At 34.8% G+C, this 17772-nt stretch carries 12 protein-coding genes, 1 tRNA gene and 5 pseudogenes; 3 read left to right on the plus strand and 15 right to left on the minus strand.

Annotation, left to right across the window (positions count from 1 at the left end; translation table 11 throughout):
- Positions 1–635: 635 nt before the first annotated feature.
- The 4 genes and pseudogenes from ACFILN_RS07185 to ACFILN_RS07200 all read right to left on the minus strand — a co-directional run.
- Positions 636–1106 carry an SMI1/KNR4 family protein gene (locus tag ACFILN_RS07185; RefSeq protein WP_375621053.1) on the minus strand — a complete coding sequence of 157 codons (471 nt, stop codon included), beginning with the start codon at positions 1104–1106 and terminating at the stop codon, positions 636–638.
- 275 nt (positions 1107–1381) lie between these two features.
- Complete coding sequence (locus ACFILN_RS07190) at positions 1382–1729, minus strand: HNH/ENDO VII family nuclease (protein WP_375671173.1); 348 nt, start codon at positions 1727–1729, stop codon at positions 1382–1384.
- Between the two features lie 88 nt (positions 1730–1817).
- Positions 1818–4390: pseudogene (locus ACFILN_RS07195) on the minus strand (DUF6990 domain-containing protein).
- 12 nt (positions 4391–4402) lie between these two features.
- A pseudogene (locus tag ACFILN_RS07200) lies at positions 4403–6086 on the minus strand (DUF637 domain-containing protein); the annotation flags it as partial.
- Positions 6087–7097: 1011 nt separating this feature from the next.
- On the opposite strand from ACFILN_RS07200, the gene ACFILN_RS07205 reads away from it, so the two are divergent.
- Positions 7098–7637, plus strand: coding sequence for a hypothetical protein (locus ACFILN_RS07205; protein WP_375671175.1), 540 nt, complete (start codon positions 7098–7100; stop codon positions 7635–7637).
- Here ACFILN_RS07205 and ACFILN_RS07210 read toward each other — a convergent pair.
- The 4 genes and pseudogenes from ACFILN_RS07210 to ACFILN_RS07225 form a co-directional block, all read right to left on the minus strand.
- On the minus strand, positions 7621–8478 hold the full coding sequence (locus ACFILN_RS07210) for a hypothetical protein (RefSeq protein WP_375665149.1): 858 nt from the start codon (positions 8476–8478) through the stop codon (positions 7621–7623). The two genes, ACFILN_RS07205 and ACFILN_RS07210, sit on opposite strands and share 17 nt — an antisense overlap.
- 245 nt (positions 8479–8723) lie before the next feature.
- Positions 8724–8777: pseudogene (locus ACFILN_RS07215) on the minus strand (hypothetical protein); the annotation flags it as partial.
- A 25-nt stretch (positions 8778–8802) separates the two neighbouring features.
- Positions 8803–8982: a hypothetical protein gene (locus ACFILN_RS07220; RefSeq protein ID WP_375671176.1), complete on the minus strand. Its 180-nt coding sequence runs from the start codon at positions 8980–8982 to the stop codon at positions 8803–8805.
- 25 nt (positions 8983–9007) lie between these two features.
- Positions 9008–9145: a hypothetical protein gene (locus tag ACFILN_RS07225; protein ID WP_375631040.1), complete on the minus strand. Its 138-nt coding sequence runs from the start codon at positions 9143–9145 to the stop codon at positions 9008–9010.
- 363 nt (positions 9146–9508) lie between these two features.
- Here ACFILN_RS07225 and ACFILN_RS07230 point away from each other — a divergent pair.
- Positions 9509–9687 (plus strand): annotated as a pseudogene (locus tag ACFILN_RS07230) (single-stranded DNA-binding protein); the annotation flags it as partial.
- Between the two features lie 21 nt (positions 9688–9708).
- Here the strand turns inward: ACFILN_RS07230 and ACFILN_RS07235 are convergent.
- The 6 genes from ACFILN_RS07235 to ACFILN_RS07260 form a co-directional block, all read right to left on the minus strand.
- On the minus strand, positions 9709–10275 hold the full coding sequence (locus ACFILN_RS07235; protein ID WP_375671178.1) for a biotin transporter BioY: 567 nt from the start codon (positions 10273–10275) through the stop codon (positions 9709–9711).
- A gap of 257 nt (positions 10276–10532) precedes the next feature.
- Positions 10533–11090 (minus strand): biotin transporter BioY, encoded by a 558-nt coding sequence (locus ACFILN_RS07240; protein WP_273790434.1) that lies wholly within the window; start codon positions 11088–11090, stop codon positions 10533–10535.
- On the minus strand, positions 11087–11743 hold the full coding sequence (locus ACFILN_RS07245; RefSeq protein WP_273790433.1) for an energy-coupling factor transporter transmembrane protein EcfT: 657 nt from the start codon (positions 11741–11743) through the stop codon (positions 11087–11089). Before ACFILN_RS07245 ends, ACFILN_RS07240 begins: the two co-directional genes overlap by 4 nt.
- Positions 11740–12420 carry an energy-coupling factor ABC transporter ATP-binding protein gene (locus tag ACFILN_RS07250; protein ID WP_273790432.1) on the minus strand — a complete coding sequence of 227 codons (681 nt, stop codon included), beginning with the start codon at positions 12418–12420 and terminating at the stop codon, positions 11740–11742. The genes ACFILN_RS07245 and ACFILN_RS07250 overlap by 4 nt, the downstream gene beginning before the upstream one ends.
- Before the next feature lie 40 nt (positions 12421–12460).
- Positions 12461–13888, minus strand: coding sequence for an amino acid permease (locus ACFILN_RS07255; protein WP_375631049.1), 1428 nt, complete (start codon positions 13886–13888; stop codon positions 12461–12463).
- A gap of 1069 nt (positions 13889–14957) precedes the next feature.
- Positions 14958–15092, minus strand: coding sequence for a SlyX family protein (locus ACFILN_RS07260; RefSeq protein WP_273790429.1), 135 nt, complete (start codon positions 15090–15092; stop codon positions 14958–14960).
- A 455-nt stretch (positions 15093–15547) separates the two neighbouring features.
- Between ACFILN_RS07260 and ACFILN_RS07265 the strand changes: the two genes are divergently transcribed.
- Positions 15548–15623: transfer RNA gene (locus ACFILN_RS07265), tRNA-Thr, on the plus strand.
- A gap of 99 nt (positions 15624–15722) precedes the next feature.
- Here the strand turns inward: ACFILN_RS07265 and ACFILN_RS07270 are convergent.
- Positions 15723–15925 (minus strand): annotated as a pseudogene (locus tag ACFILN_RS07270) (helix-turn-helix transcriptional regulator).
- Positions 15926–17772 lie beyond the last annotated feature (1847 nt).

The following is a 17772-nucleotide window of genomic DNA, read 5'->3' on the forward strand; positions in this document are numbered from 1 at the left end:
ATAACTTTTATTTTTTGATTGAAAAAAATATATAAAGGGGCGTAAAAGGAACCCTCAAAATACTCAAAATCTTCAAAACTCATAATCATAATGGTCTTGATAGCACTTCTTATGAGTTACAAACTATCTTTTGAAAGGCTTTAAAGGAGCATATGCTTTTCATAAAGCACGTTTTAATCACTCACTAAAATCATAAGTTTATCTATTCAAATGAACTGATAAAATTCATACAAGGGATTTTAATAACGTAATCAGTTTTTACTTTCATACGCTTTTTATAAGACGTGTTGTAATTACTTACTAAAATAATCTAGTTTATCAGTTCAATTTACTGACACAACCTGACAAGTTTTAATCAATTCACATCATTGGTTATCTTTAAAGATTGTACTCTTGATATGAATTATGTCTTAAAAACATTAATCTATTGAAATATTATGTTTTTAATTTTCTCTCATTTAAAAAAAATAATATAGGCTCTAAAAAGAACTGACAACACTGACACGGTCTATTAAAAGGGATTTTTCTAATCTTTATAATGATCAGTTTCTATTGAGATGTTTTCATAACAGTCTATAAATTACAATTATCCTATTTATCAACTAGTTGTATAACATCATCTAAGGTATAAGTTTTCATGAATCTTCCCCTGCATACTCTTTAATTCTTTTGCAGAGAAATTCATAAAAATTACTTGCGTAATATTCGGAATCTTCAGATGTATACTTGAGATAGAGAGGGCATTCACCATCCCTAAACTGCGTATAATCAAAATAAAAGGTTTCACCAAAATCAGTTGTGCAGATAACAAGTTGTTTGGGGTCCGTAAAGCCATCTCTTCTATCGAGCAAATTTCGGTAAACAATATCACCAGCAGGAATACCTGCACAGATTTCATAAATACTGAATATTTCTTCACCTCCAATTTCTCCTCCTCCATAATTTTTTAAAAAATTCTTATAGGAAGAGGTAAATTGTAAACCAAGAGTGTTCTCAGCTGTTTTAATCCGTACATCATCAGGGGCATTATCTTGAGTACCAAAATTAATAACATGACTATGCATATCAACATATTGTGCAACATCTGATAAAGTATAACTTTTCATAAATTTTTCTCCATAAGTCACAGCGTGTTTTTACTCATAATGAGTGTTCCTAATGATCAATCTTTTTCTACTATAGCCAATGGAATTGAGATGAGATTGATAAAATCATAAGAGATATGTTCTTGACGGAGCTCTTTTCTCATCTGTCTCTGTACAATCATCTCGCATTTACAATATATGATGGAATTAAAGGAGGTGATCATTAAAGTTTAGAGAGCGCCTTTTAGGGACATTACTCCAATATTTGCAATAATTACTTTTTCTTTTTTTCCTACTTAGGAATTTTTTTTTGAAATCCAACAAATAACTTTTCTGATAAAATTTGTCTTTGGATTCATAGGAGCAAGCAAACTCCTGCCTTGATAAAATGAGTAGAGAACCTCAACGAGAGGACTATCTTGTTCTTGTGTCACAGGATGTAACATAATAGGTCTAAAATCGACTCCAATAGGTGCTCTTCCTGATACCATTCTTTCCAGATTTGTACCCGTTACTATCTGTCCTTCTTCTTTCCAAGAAGAAACTGTTTCGGGCTCAAACAGTTCATCTTCCTGATAAACTTTTTGACTTTTAAATTCCACCGGCTCAGCTGCCCCCATACTTTTTTTCTTTATCCATTTCATGATTCATAATCCCCTCGATTTTTTCAAAATAATCAATTTATTCTTTGTTCTAAATAGACTTAAATAAACTCTCCTTCCAAGAGCGAGGTTATTCCTCGCTAGAAAGCTCTGAGTGATCATCAAAATCTTTTGCTACCCGTTCAATCAAAGCGTAGCTCACTTGCTTCACCTTTGCTACTTCTTTGGCTAAAGCTAATGCACGTTCAAGGTGGGTTTTGTTGATGCTCTCGTCAAAGCCTAGGTGATCACCTGCCGTAAAGCTTTTCTGATAAGATTGTAAGGTCTCAACATCACCCAATAAAGCAAGAGCGCCAAGATGAAGTAAAGCATAATCCGTATTATCTGCTTTAGATGTTGCATCTTGTTGCCAAGGAGCAGTGCCATAATCAGAGCGAAGTCTTTTAGAAAGGTCAATGTCTTTGACTGACCATTCTAGCGCATCATCAAGTGCTTTCTTTAAGCGATCCGCAGTGACTTCTGGTTCAAAGATTTCTAACCCCTTTGCTTCAAAATTAAGCTGTATATCTGGAATATCTTCCGTGTGGGTAGGATCAATGAATTTACAAGCGGTGGAAAGAATGCCCGTGCTAATCATAAAGGCGCTATCAAATTGCGGGTAGTCTTTGGCAATTTCGTCGTTATAAAGAATATCTACTTCACGATCAGCCAATTGATAGCTTGCCATATGGTCATTCTCATTGATTTTCTCGGTTGACCAGCCTAGGCTTTTTAAAAGTGCATGAGCACTTTCCATGGTAAGACGATCATCAGTGTCATCTGCTTCATCCACTTCCTCTGCCACTTCAACAGAAGTTGTTTTAGAAGCAACAGATGCTGTTTGCGCATCCAAACTCAAAATCGGAGCGTTTTTGGAAAAACCAGTCCGATAACGCCGTGCAAGAGTAAGAGCGTTGTCAATCGTATATTTCGTGATACCTTCCACAAAGCCTAGATGGTTCTTTGCCCTGAAACTTTCCTTATAAAATTTGAGCTTTTCAATATCACCAATCAGAATGAGTGCTATAAAGTGACGTGCCACAAGGTGAGCTTCACTGTTTGTTGGCAAAGCGGCATAATCATAGATGATTTGATTGACATTTTGCCGATCAGCCCACTCAAGTATATCTGTAAAAATCTCCTTTAGCTTGCCTTCATCCAATTCAGTACTAGAAACTGTATAAAATTCTTCTGCCTCTTTGAGAGCTATATATTGGGGCAATCTAGGAAACATCTCTCTATGAGCAGTAGAAAAGCCAAGTGTTGAAAGCGAAGCCTTAAATACAACAATCGGCTCTTCTTCATCACTTTGAAGGTTATACATTATATTGATGATACGGTCTTTACTTACAAAATAAGCATTGCGATCATAGTTCTTATCGCGATAAACTGTCCACCCCATCCTTTTTAAGTCTTCAGAAACTGTATTAAGAAAAGACAAATCTTGCAAACTAAGACGATCATCTATGGCTTTTCGCTCATTAAAGATTTTCAGATGCTCTTCAGCAAATTGAACTGCGTGATTAACATACTTCTCCACTTCACGGTCTTCTAAATGTCCAGAAATCGTATCGGCTTCTAAAAAATTTTGATAAGATTTCAGGATATCAATTTGACCTGTCAATGCTAAACAAGCCAAATGCCAGACTATACGTATATTGTAGCTATACTTTTGAACACGTGTTTTGCTTTCTATTGATGCTTGTAAATCTTGGGCACGTGCCCATTGTATTATTCGCTCAGAGATTTTGATAAGCTCTTGCTCATCTAATGTCTCTACACAAATATCAATGCCTTTATCAAAACCACTAAAAATCCCCCCCCAATCGTGTTAAAAGAATTATAAATATTTGTAGGTGATATGCACCGATACTCCCCACTATAGTGAATATATTTACAAGCTACAGAAATCATTTCATTAGATATTTCAGCTTCAATACGGACATTGTAATTATCATGAAGACGTATAAAACCAAAATCAAATTGAATAAAGCGGTCGGGCAAAACCAACCACATTTTTCTAGGCTCCGTAGAAAACCACCCTTGTGTTTTAAGAACGCGCATTGCTGCTGTGAGACTCATCTGTTGCTTTTTTGGCTTTTTACGCATTAGAATATCGTCTAATTCCCCATTTTTATAGGCCTGTGCAAAAAAAAGCAGACGATCATCCGATGTCATTGTTTTATAATCTGCAAATTCTGGCACAGATAGTTTTGGGGTAGATCTATCACTCCTTAAAGCCTCCATATCACCAAGTAATGCTTGTGCAACGGCAGAATGATTAGTAGTTTCCTCGCACAACTTTTTTTCAATATCCTGTGCTTGCGCCCATGCAATCACTCTATTTAGAGCGTCCTTAATATGGCTTTCGGAAAGATCTGAAGCTTTAACATTAAAATCCTCCTTCGCGTAAAACAGCACATCTTCATACTTATCTTGTGATACTTCACCACTAGCATATTCCCAAGCAAGGCAATAAGCAGCAGTGGTAAGATTAGCCGATAGCCGAAACTTTCCCCCATCCTCTCCAGAATCTACAACATCATAACTAATGCCTACAATGCGATCGGGAAAATGATAATGCGCAAACATACTACCATCTTCAGCACGATAAGGTTCCCAGCCAAGCGTTTTTAAAATCTCTGTCACGTCTTTAGTTCGCATCGCTATTCACTTTCATTCAAAAAGTCCTAGATAATGAAAAACGTTAATGTCTGTTTTGTCTAACTTATTACTCAATTGTTCTTTAACCCATTTTTTACTAGCTTGGTTTAATTCTTTGCCACTTCCTTTAAAATCTTTGAAAGATTCTTGATATGCCTCTAAGAACTCTTTGTTCTCTTTAAAAAATTTTATAAATTTTCCTTTTGTGGACTCAGCATTTCCTTCTTTATATGCCTCTTTCAAAATCTTTTGTTGTTCACTTAATTTAGCATTCTTCCCCGTTTTTACCTCGCCAATTTTTATTTTACTATTCTCTATATAAACGATATCCGCACGAGATCTTACTACCCCCTTATCCGTCTTAGTTTTGAATACTATTTCTGTTTTGCATGTTCTACATCCTTCATCATTTAATTCTTGTTTTTTCTCATCGCGTTTTTTATCATGATGCTTCCTGACTTGTCCAAATATGTTACCCTTTCCATCATTATCATCATTATTGTTTTGTGGATTTTCATTGCCCGTTTGAGAATTTTTATTTTTTTCTTCTTTTGAGTTTTGGTTTGTTTTTTCGCTGTCTTCTTCTGCATTTTTCAATGCAAACAAATAGCCAAAGAAATCCGTTATAGCCGTCTTATTGCTAGAGGATCCAACAACAGTTGCTCCGCCAGCCATAAAAAGAGACAGAGCTGCCAACTCTTCTGGTGTAAGCGACACAATGAATGCTGCTAATGCTGCTACCGCAGGAAGAAAATTATTCTCCGCAGCATTTCCAGCGGCATCCGCGCCAGTATTTATTGACATCACCACCAGCAAGGGCAGCAGCAAAGCCCCCCACAGCCCGTGCGACATCAATGGTGTGATCGCTAAAGTCAGCAAACTGTGCTTCAATCTTTGCATTTATACGCGCTTGTTCTTCTGCCGTTGGAATACGACCATCCAATGCTGCTATTTCTTTTTGTATAAAATTGGGGGACCACAATTGAAACTGAAGCATAGCAGTGGCTTCGCCCACAGCCCCGCCGATAGCACCGGCAGAGCAAGCGCCGCTCGCAACAGCGCCTTTTAAGCAGCCAAGACCAGCGTGGGCAACGATCTGCGTGACCGTGTCTATTTTGCCTTCTGCCTTGGCGGTACCGATTTCTTCTGCCAACGATTTGCCAACCGTATCAGACAGGGCGATGCGCAGATTGTTAAAAAAGTTCTTGTCAAGAGAGCCACCCTCAAGAGCCGTTTGAACGCTCGTGCCAATGGCGGCTTTGATCAAGTTCTTTTTCGCTTCAATGGCGATACGATCGACAAAAGGAGCGGTTTTTGGCAAAGATTGTCCAACACCTGCCATTTCCGTTATTTGACTGGTTAAGCCCGCCATTAACATCGATGAGACAATGCTGGGAACATTCTTTGAAGAGCCAAGCTCATGCAAAGCGCCGGCAATATTGCCGCGATTATTGACAAAAGCCACAGCGCTTTTGTCAATCAATGCTTGGACACCTGCCTGTATCACCGCATTCATGGCGGTGCTCGAGCCAAGCCCCAATGCACCGGTAATGGCACTAGTAGCGCCCGAGGCTGCTCCGCCCGTAACCGCCGTGACAGCCAAGGCCACGAGAGCCGCACCGGCTTCTGTCAGCCCTTGGGCTTTATAATCCCAGTCTTTAAATTCAGCCTTAACTGCTTGCCAATCAACTTTCCTTACAAATCTTAATCAACCCAAAGTAATAGCCTGAAATAGCCGTGTGTCGTATGGAAAATTAAAAACAAAAACCGAATGAAGAAAATGCACTTGAGACTTGCATATGGCTTCACAGGTTTATTGCTGTAAAAGCTTCAAATGATGATATCTCTAATACTTTTCGCTTGTTCTCTTGTGGTAGCTTCCACACGCGAAAATATATGGACTATAATACCTCTTCTCAAGCTTATCAAACTGAACTCAAAGGTATTTCCTTATTGATTTTGAAAGAGTCCTTAAAACGCATTTTGCAGAGCAACGTAGAAAGCATGTCTAAAACAATCATTCCAAGAGCAACAGATTTTTCTAAGTATTGTGAAGAGATTGAAAAAGACCTTCTTTCACGCACCAAAACTCTTCATGAACTAATGATAGGAGAGTTTAAAATAGATTTCTAAAAAGTAGCAAAATAGTGAAAAGTGCTGATCATTTTTGGATTGGATATGCATTTAAAGAGTGATTAAAAAGTTTTTTTAATGTACAATATATTTCTAGAAGCTAAAATAGCTCTATAGTATCAAATTTATAAAGTAAATAAATCCATTAATACAAATTAAGGATTTTAGGATACGCGAATTTCAAAATATTTTTTTTAAAAACATGAGTAGCCAGCATCAGCTCAAAAAATGTTGCGGCAATTATGATTCCCTTTCGTGTACTTTTGAAATAACAGAGCTTTTCTTTAATCTGTATGAAAGGGTTGCCAGTGCGATGGGCTTTGTTGAAAGGTGGATTTGGGTATCAAAATGCAAGCAAGAGTTTGGGATTATGGAGCCCTGTGTTTAAAGCTATCATCAACTATAGATAAATCATAGACGAGGTTAACTAAAATATTAAAAGCAACTGGATGCAATAGAAGACATTGCTATTAAAAGAAAAGCAAATGCTAAAAAGACTAAAAGGTAGTTTGTGTTTTTATATCAGAAAATAATTTAAGAAATTGAGATCATAATTTTTTCACAGGAAATAAATATGTTTACAGATAAGAAGAGAAAAGCCTTGTTTGGCGTTATAATTTTTATATTTGTATGTTTTTTAGGAATAAGAAAAAATCTTGACTTTATTCAGGGTATTTTGACATTCGCGTCTATTTCTTTGGTGATCGTAACAACTGTTTTTGCAATTTTATGCAATTCTAATATCCCTTCTGAGTTGCAAAACAACCCACAATATAAATGCGGCAATACAACAGGTTGGAAGAGATTAACATGTGAGTTACATCAGTATATGCACAGTCTCCTAAAGTTAATAATTTTAGCGCTTGTCGTTTTAATTTTCCCAAGTAGTTATAAAGAAACTGTTTCTTTGCCTGTCATCTCTAAGTACGTGGAGCACAAGTTTTCTTTTTCATTGGATACCGTACTTTGGTACTTAGATATTGCTCTTGGATATTCAAATATTATAATTTGGTACTTTTTTTTAGTCTGTGTATTCTTCCTTATGTTGCGTACACGCAGTTTAATAAATATATCTATTTACACGCTACAGTGCTCTATTAAAGAGATACAGTAAAACTTACGATTTCATGCTTTAATTTTTCTTTTATATGACCTTCATTATACATACCATTATCATTTTTACTTGTTTTAATAGCAAATTTATGTTGAAAAGTTTCAGTATTAAAGATTATATCAAAATTATTATGTGTCTTTCCAACAAAACTTATGTTTTTAAATGCTGGATTTAATTTATATTTTTTAAAAAGATTCAAAAAATAATTCTTTAAATTATTTTTTTCTTTAAATTTGATACCCAAGTCAAGTTCCATTTCAGAATAATCATCCGTGGGAAATTCACCTAACAAAAGTTTAGCCATCTTTAGCAAGTTGTCTTCTGATTGCATTGCAAAAAAATCTAATTGTTTTGGTTGTGTATATTTCAGTTTTATTTCTTTAATTAAAAGCAATTTTTTTTCGAACTCTTCCTTACCAACAATATCAGGTGAGATATCAATCGTTTTCGGGGGAAAAGATTTTTTGTAGTGTAGCTGCAAGAATTTGTTTAACTCTTTATTTGAAGAAAAAAGAGTAAACTCTATAGGAATCAAAATTCCAAAATATTGCTTATTCTGTTCAACATATTTTCTAGGACGTGGGTTAGGAATATTCTGAAAGTCGTTTTCAGAATCAATCACTTCTGGATTATAAGGACTATTTTCTCCCGTTAAAACATAAATCCAATAGCAGATCTTCGAGTTCACAGAAAACTTTTCAATTATTAAGGTAACACATTGATTATCACGGTTAAAACGGTATGTTCCTTCCTCTAAAAATTTATCAACACCATTTATATTGACTAATTCTGAGGCTGGATCTATTTTATATTTATAAGAAAGGAAGTTAAGGGTATTCATAAAGTTAACATAATTACAATGTCTGTAGTCTTATCGGGTGGTAGATGTTGCCCAAGTTATCTTAGTGATTATGGGAAGATCGTGTATCCAAAATATATTCCGTCGTTTAGAATCGTTTAGCTGAAAATTAAAGCTATAAAATTTTAATTGCAAAAGCAATACGAGTTTTAGAGAACTCTGCAGTGAAAGCTGCTTAGATTTTTAGAATATGGGCCCCCCTTTCCGGCTTTTAAGTGGAGGAGAAATCAGTGCATTGAACGAAGCGTAGTATCACGTAAAATGGCGTTAATACGCATTTGATATCCTTTCCCTTGACTTTTAAAGTCACGCTAGAACGTCTGAATCCACACGCACTGTTGTAACAGTTTTGGGTGGTTTATAGAATGGATTGCGAACGGCATTTTTCCAGAACGCATCATTGAGTGACGGAATATCTCTATAATCAATTGCATTGTCCGGCATTACAGCCAGTTTATCAACTTCAACTCTCTGTTCATCTGTCAAAGGTGATAAGTTACCTACCTCAATTTTATAACGAACTTTCTTCTTTATAAAGTTTACTCTCTTTCAAATTGGCTCGCCGTGCTGAAATAATACGGATTACCTCTATGCCATTTTTATCGTCATGGACAATATGCGCTACGAATAGTAATAAAAAAACATCCATGAGCCATAAAGCTTGCTAACCATACTCTCCATTTTCAATACGGTCTTGTTTAGCCATGGAGAATGGATCAGAAAAAACATATGCAGCTATTTCAAAACTTTACACGGTGCTTTCTAAGATTACTTTTTGTTTTATCTTCATTCCATTCAAATCTCATTTTTATACCTTATATTAATACATTTATAAGGGCACTATATACATCAAGAGTTTTTAGATGAACACTAAATTATCCATGTTTTTATACAATTAATATAATTTAACACTTTTAAAATTAGTGATTAATTAACTAAAAATATTAAAAAAATAATAAATTATTCTAAGGCTTTATGCATATAGTATGCAAATCGAATAAAACTTACAAGCCTGTTGAATAAAATGATATTAATTGGCTATGTAGGGGCTGCTCCTGAAAGCAAAAAAATGAATTTTGGTGCCGAAATATTCAACTTTCGTATGGCTACCTTTGAGAGCTATACAGATAAAAATACCAATAAAAAGTAGACAAAACAGAATGGTATTCCGTGATGCTTTTTAATCTACATACATTTGGCAAAACTTGTTCTTCAGTACAAAATTGCCCCTTTTTCCGAATGAATGAGAGGAACGGTTTTTTTTATGGTCAACGCTACAAAGGATGCAATCAGCACTTTCAAGAAACCACTAACCAAAAAACCTAATGAACTTATTAAAACTGTCAGCAAAGGAACCTGTGTCATATACGCTACCCATGGTACTCCAAAAGAATAGACTATCCCAATGCCACCCACAGTATTTATCACAAATAATATTATAAAATTTAACCGCTGCCAAAATAATTCTACCATAAAGCCAATAAAAAATGCAGCAAATGGAAAACTAATCAGATAACCACTCGTAACTCCTGAAAAAACACTAATTCCACCACGACCACTAGGCAATAGAGGTAACCCAATCGCAATAAGAACAAGGAAAAGAAGTGATGCTAACGCTCCCCTTTTTGCTCCAAGTATAGAGCCTGCTAACATCGGAGCCATAGACTGAGCTGTAATAGGGACACCCAGCAAAAAAGGAAGATAAAGAGGAGGAAAAAGACTCAAAACAGCGTAAATAGAGGCAAATAAAGCAATATAAACCAAATCCTTTGTATTCACTGAATTATTCCTTCACTAGGGAAAAGCTTTCGTTATTGTTGTACAATTAATAAAAAGTATCAGATTTATAAAAGTACACTTTAAATGCCTTAGATATAGAGAAAAATACTATAATAATTTATTTTAATAATATTACTTATATGAATCATATTAGATTCTACAATGTTTAATTATATCATAAATTACTATAGTTAAATTCAATAATAGTGATATACGAATATTATATAACAACAGCATAACAAAATAATACATTTATTTTAGTTATTATGCTTTGAATGCATGAGAGGAACAGATCTTTTAATCGCGAGTGCAATAAAGGATGCAATCAACGCTTTTAAACAATCGCCTATCAAAAAAACTGATGAAGCCATTAAAACATTCAGTAAAGAAACTTTGGTCATATACGCTGTCCATGGAACCCCAAAAGAATAAACTATCCCAATGCCACCAAAAGTATTTATCATAAATAATGTTATAAAATTTAACCGCTGCCAAAACAACTCTACCATTAAACCAATAAAAAATGCGGCAAATGGAAAACCTATTAAATAACCACTTGCAATCCCTGAAAAGACACTGATTCCACCACGACCACCAGACAACAGAGGTAATCCAATCGCAACAAGAACAAGAAAAAGGAGTGACGCTAAAGCACCCCTTTTTGCCCCAAGTATAGACCCTGCTAGCATCGGTCCCATCGATTGAGCTGTAACAGGTACCCCTAGAAGAAAAGGAAGATAAATAGAAGGGAAAAGGCCCAAAATAGCATAAATAGCGGCAAATAAAGCAATATAAACTAAATCTTTTGTATTCATTTAATTCTTCTTTTACTATAAAAACTCTGATTATTACGAGATGCTGTATCAATAGTATCAGCATCATAAGAACGCGCTTCCAATGCTTCAGCCACTTCTGACGCCATTCTTATGGTCCGTATAATTAAAGGTATCGCAAGAGCAACAATGTTAGTATTAAGTCCCCGTGCTTGCTGTGCTTCATGTACCTCATTAAACTTTTCACTCAAAAGAGGAATAAACCTGATCGCCATAGAGATAACCATACTCACTTTTGATGGATTTATACCAAAACAACGAAAGGGCTGGAGGCCTGCTTCAATTGCATCCACCATATCTGACACTTTTGTTGTGAATGAAATAACTGATGATAAAGAAAAGAGGATAACAAGACGTAATATGACCTCAACCCCCGTAAGCCAACCGCTAAAAATAGTTTGAAATACAAATAGAAGAACTAAAAGCAATCCCATCGATTTAAATTGCTTTATCACAGTTTTGAAAGGGATCTTGGCGACTCTATAGAATAAGATGACAAACAACAAAAATAAACCAAGAAGCGCTATGGAAGAAACCATTATTATAAAAGTTCCACACGCCGTAAGAAATAATAACTTAACTCCAGGCCTTAACCTATGAATAAATGTATCCCTCGGAATATATAAACCGATCATGACATTCTTCTTATATACTCCTTTATAGCAACAAAAGGTACATCATCAATTGCTATCTCCCCCTTATCAAAAACCAGCACTCTATCAAACTTTTTCAAAAACTCTAAATCATGCGATACAACTATTGCAGTTTGTGGTAATTCTTCTATCACTTGCGTAACGCGATGCTTATTTCGCAAATCAAGTAATGTCGTCGGCTCATCAAAAATAATATAGTCTGGTTTCATTGCAACTACACCGGAAATAGCAACGAGTTGTTTTTGCCCACCACTTAATAAATGGACAGCGTGATTTCTGAAATCTTGAAGTTCATAGCGCTGTAAAATTTCATCTACACGCTCCTTAATTTCATCTTTATTAAGCTTTAAATTTTTGAGACCAAAGGATAAGTCCTCTTCAACTAATGGTAAAACAATCTGATTATCTGGATTTTGAAAAACAAATCCAACTTTACGCTTTACTGCTTTTGCATCGCGTTTTGTATCAAGCCCATCAACGCTTACAAAACCATGAGATGGTAATTGGAGCCCATTAATAAGACGAACAAATGTACTTTTTCCAGAACCATTCGCACCTATAATAGCAATTCGTCTTTCGGTAAGCTGTACAGTAATATTTCTTAAAACACACAAATCACCAAAAACTTGTGTTACCTCATCAAATTTTATAATCCCCAAAGTTTATTCCAATCAATCCCTTTTATTAGCTCTTCTTTCTCTATCGTTTCAGTTTATAACCTAAAAGTAATAACAAGCACCATAGAGGAATAATAATGACTGCCAAACTCATATCAGGCATCTGTACAGGAATATATGTTTCAAGAAAAGGCACGCTTATTCCTATCATATCAAAAAGTCGAGTCATCAATCCATTTTGCCCAAAACCACTGACAAACATAATGCAAAACAATAAAGCAAGAAAGCTGAGGCAAAGATAGTTAGCGTAAGGATATAAACCAAATGCATAAATAAAATCGCCCTTTCTGTTCTTATATGCATTGCGAAATTTCAAATGAACAATAACAATAATAGCCCAAGTAATCACTGCTGCTGCAGTTGCAAGAGCCATGATCCGCATGAAACTATTATCAGGAACAAGAGCATTAACAACGACAATCAACGCCGTACATAATGATGAAAAAAGGATAGCAATATAAGGAACACGAGCAGCACTCAGTTTACTAAAAATATGTGGTGCATTTTTTTGTACAGCTAAACTATAAAGCATACGGCCATTAGAATAAATGCCACTATTGTAAACAGAAATAGCAGCCATAATCACCACAAAATTCAAAATATGACCAGCAGCAGGAATTCCTATAGTCTCGAAAATTGTGACAAAAGGACTACCATTTTTTCCAATCATATTCCAAGGGCTGATTATCATAATAACGCTGATAGAACCAATATAAAAAATTATAATCCTCCACATAACTTGACGAATAGCCGCTGGAATTGTTTTTTGTGGATTAGATGCTTCTCCAGCAGCAATACCAATAAGCTCCGTTCCTCCAAAAGAAAACATTACTACAGAAGTTGCTAAAACAACCCCTACTGCTCCATAAGGGAAAAAACCGCCATGGTCCCAAAGATAATGAATATTCGCTTGATTTTCCCCTAGTCCAGTAACAATGAGAAAAATTCCCAAAATAATCATACCAATAACAGCAGCCACTTTGATCAAAGCGCAAACAAATTCAAATTCTCCATAAAAACGAACATTAAACAAATTAACAAATGTAACAAATAAAAGAACAATGAAAGATGTCTTCCAATGATCAATCAAAATCCAATGATCAAGGTAAAACCCTATCACTGTAAGTTCAGCCATGCTCACAAGAATATAAAGAAACCAATAATTCCAACCTGTTATGAAACCAGCTAATCTCCCCCAATATTTATAAGCAAAAAAACTAAATGCTCCTGAAGACGGTTCTTCTACTGACATTTCACCAAGCATTCGCATAATGAAATACATAATAAGCCCGCCGACAAGATAAGATAAAATAACTGAGGGACCAGCTAATTGAATTGCCTCGGTTGACCCATAAAAAAGTCCCGTCCCAATAACGCCACCCAAAGCAATCATTTGAACATGGCGATTTTGAAGGCTACGCTTCAATTCCTCGTGCTTTTTTTCAGACATCATGCCTCACTACTTTTGTTGAACTTAACCTCAACTTTTATTGAAAAATTAGGCACCTCTTTCAAAAAACACAAAACAAACGTAAACTTATTTTCTCATCATAATGCAACTCCTCATTTTTTTGTGCATTATACGTATGTCCCGTTGAAGTTTTAAGAAAAAATATGCTCCACCCTTTATTTAAATTAATGTCCTTCATTTTCGTTACACTAACCATTATAGCATTGGTCATTGATAACGCACACTCTGTAATCACATCACATTGGACAACAACCCCCTTTAATAAAATTTTAATAAACCTTCTGCAAACAGATATCTATCACCTTAATCAATCTCTATGCAAGGTAATGCCTGATTTTCTGTCCTCAATTTGCATTACTCTCACTTATTTACCCGCATGGTCTATCTTTGGTGCTTTAGCAATAGTATTTTGTATCTTAAATTACGAAAAACAAAAGCCTTTTCACAAAATATCATATACATATAACGAAGAGTACATTTGATCTTGAAAAAAACTTCTAGAGCTCTCTGTCCTATAACATAATCGATGTCGCTTAAAACCCCTCACTCTATAAAACAACTGAAAATCACTTGATCATCAGAACAAATTAAAACGCTTTATTATAAATATAGACGCTCACTTATGATTTCTATAGATAACGATAACATCACTTCATCTGTATCAATTTAAAAAAATTAGCGAATAAATCTACCTCCCACCTATAAGAAAACTCTGTACAGAAAAAACTTAAAATATTGCAGTTCATATATTTTTCTATGGCTGCTTCTTTATACTCTACAAAAACTTTTCTTAATTTTCGTACTAGAAACCCCATATAAAAAAACGTCTTCTAATATCAGCTCTCCTTATAAGATTAGAACTTATTAGAATTAATGAAGAAGCTTATAAAAATTATTCTACAAGTCTAACAAAATGCGTGAAATAAAAACTCATCTGTAAATAATTGCAATTATGATAAAAAATATTTCGCACCTTCTCCCTATTGAGAAAATGGTAAGATAACAGCTTCAGTAACACTCTGTTCTTTTAAATCTGAAAATCGTCTCGCTAAAATATCAACTTTTTAGATATCTCATCCAAACTTTTCCATTGATTAATTACCTCTCGAGAAAGTTCTTCAATGAATTTTTCTTGGTAAGCTAGCTTCATTTCTAGTTCTATCAGCCGATCTTCATCCGACATGATTTTTACTCCCTCTTAAATAAAAAAACGTGATTAATTTTATTAATCCTCCTCCCTTTTTCTTCCCATAAAAATGAGAAGTAACTTTTAAACTAATTCTACTCATCTTATTTGCACATTATAAAGGGTTTATGATGATCTTTATTTTCCCAATCACTTATGCAACAAATTTCTTTCTCAAGAACCAGAAAATGTTTTTATCTTTACTAAGATATCTTGACACCATTTTTCATCCTAAAGATCTACATTCCCAGCTTCTTAATTTAAGTGTTATCGTAAATTGGAAAGCATTTTATAGCATTAAGGTCAAAGAATACTTTCCTCTGACTTTTACATACTTCTCCTTCAAATTATTATCATATTTATAAATTATTGAAAAAATGCATTCTTGCTTTTATACGTACTTTTAGCTATTACCCTCAAATTAGTTTTGTTTCATTGACTTACAAACCTGTGCCGCATTAGCTCAGTTGGTAGAGCACATCATTCGTAATGATGGGGTCGCTGGTTCGAATCCGGCATGCGGCACCATTTTACTTCTTAAACATATTGAAATATATAGATTTTTTCTTTAAATAGCCATTTTTAGACCACCTTTTAGACCACCTTCTACAGTTTATATAATTTTACCTAATTTGTTCTTATTTTCTCCTTATTTTTCGTTGCAGTGAATGCTAAAATCTCTTTTTTCCTTCACCTTACTGCTCTCCCTAGCTTGCATGGCTTTGGAAATACACCTGAGGCATCTAATGGCGAATCGTTGTTGTGGATACACTAAAAAGCTGTGCACATTCACGGATTGTTACATATCTATCGCCATCATCAAATATCATTTCATTGCCTTTCTCTTTTTTATGTTATGTAAATGGGCTGGGGGGCTAGGAGGAGAGAACTTCCTATATCTTTAAGCGGCTTTTTGTCAAAATCTTTTTTGTCTCTTGTGCTATTGCCTCTAAAAAGATTTCAATAGCTTGATTGATTTGCTTAAGACGCTGCTGGAAACGTAGCCAATACAACACCAGACAAAGGTGATACCATTGGACCCGAACACCCCACAAAATACTTCATATGAAAAAGACAAAAGCGTTATTCATATGGAAAAAAATATCTGACGGTGAGGTCAGCGATCATAGCAGCTTTTCTTATAGCTTTAGTCAAAGCCTTTTTTCTTGGGAAAAAAGTTGAGAAGCAAAAGCAAACAAAGGAAGCTTTCAAGATAGCGATAACACGGCTTAAGGTAGAAAATCTTCTATCAATTCACTTTTTTCAAAAGGTTCTGAAAGGATTCTTAAAAAGTCTGTAAAGTTAAAGACTATTTAATACGTATTGTTTCTTTTTTAGAAATCAAAATTGGTGATGCCCCATTCCTTACCAGCAATTGTGTTATTTGCAGAGCAATCTGTATAAGATGGTGTAATCTCTTTTATGAAGTTAACTAAAGTTTTTTGAATTTCTAGCATATTGCTTAAAGACAAAACACTCCCTTTTATTTATGCAAACAGCTTAGACATCGGCTGATAATCCTCTCGCTTATAAAAAATCCTTTCTTTATAACCTTCAGAACCACAATTAAAGTGGTAAAAGATAGAACAAGATTTTTAGACAATCATAATGCATAATAAAAATAGACCAGTTTAAATGTTCAATGCTAACACCTGCTAAACAGAGGAAAATAAGTTTTAGCACGCCTTCAAATTGTAAGGGCTTAAGCCCCCGCGCGCTACGATGGGTTTCACCTCTCATCGTACGATTTACTTTCTCTCAAAAACTTAATCGCTGTAAATATAAAAATCTTCAAGCCCGTTCTAAATCCGTGAGAGTTTCTGGATCTCGCTGTATTAAACGTTGAAACTCCTCACAGCTGCTTATCTGAAATGCTAACATTTTTCATAAAAGGACGATAGTGGTGTTGAAACATCCCCAAAAAGTTTACGCCATAACCTAAGAGATTATTGCTGATTTCAGGGGATAGAATCAATTTCAGCTCAAAGAAAATCCCACCCATACCAACAAAAAGGTTTAGTCTACATGCCATGAGGAATGTCCTCAATAATTTTGATAATTTTTTGGTAAAATTTCTTTTGCCACCAATATCAGCTGCAACAGGTGTGGAATTAACAGGATTATAATTTTTTATCCTAAAATATATCCATCATTTTTTACATTCTTTCATCTATCTTCGCCTTCTTTTCACAGCTTCAAGTGATAAAAAGTAACTGCAATTTAAATTATCTTGCATCGAACAAATTGCTCGCAAACTATCCCTATTGGCTAGATGACAACCCATCCTCTCTTGAAAGAGAGAAAAACTTTTATTTTTTATTCAGCGATATAGTAAATATTATCCAATTACTTATGAGAGTAATTCGATCAAATGGAAACTGCTAATCTGAGTAATCTTGTACCCGTTTATATAGGTTTAGGAAAGCGTGCTGTTATGAATATTCATAAAAATGCTTTAAAAATTGATATCAGCAAAACTTCTGTTAAAAAAAGGAAAAGATGTTCTCTTACTTGCTACTGAAAAAACTGTTCAGATTTGTCTTTATATTACTGAAGAGCTTCAAAAAACATGAAGTTATCCCAATAATTACAAGTGTGCCAACAATTCAACTTTGAGATAATATATCTGTGCTAGAGTTATGCCAATCTCACCAATCTGTTGTTGTCTGTGAAGAGC

Origin of the sequence: Bartonella sp. CL434QHHD (assembly GCF_042195145.1) — a bacterium.
Lineage (GTDB): Bacteria > Pseudomonadota > Alphaproteobacteria > Rhizobiales > Rhizobiaceae > Bartonella.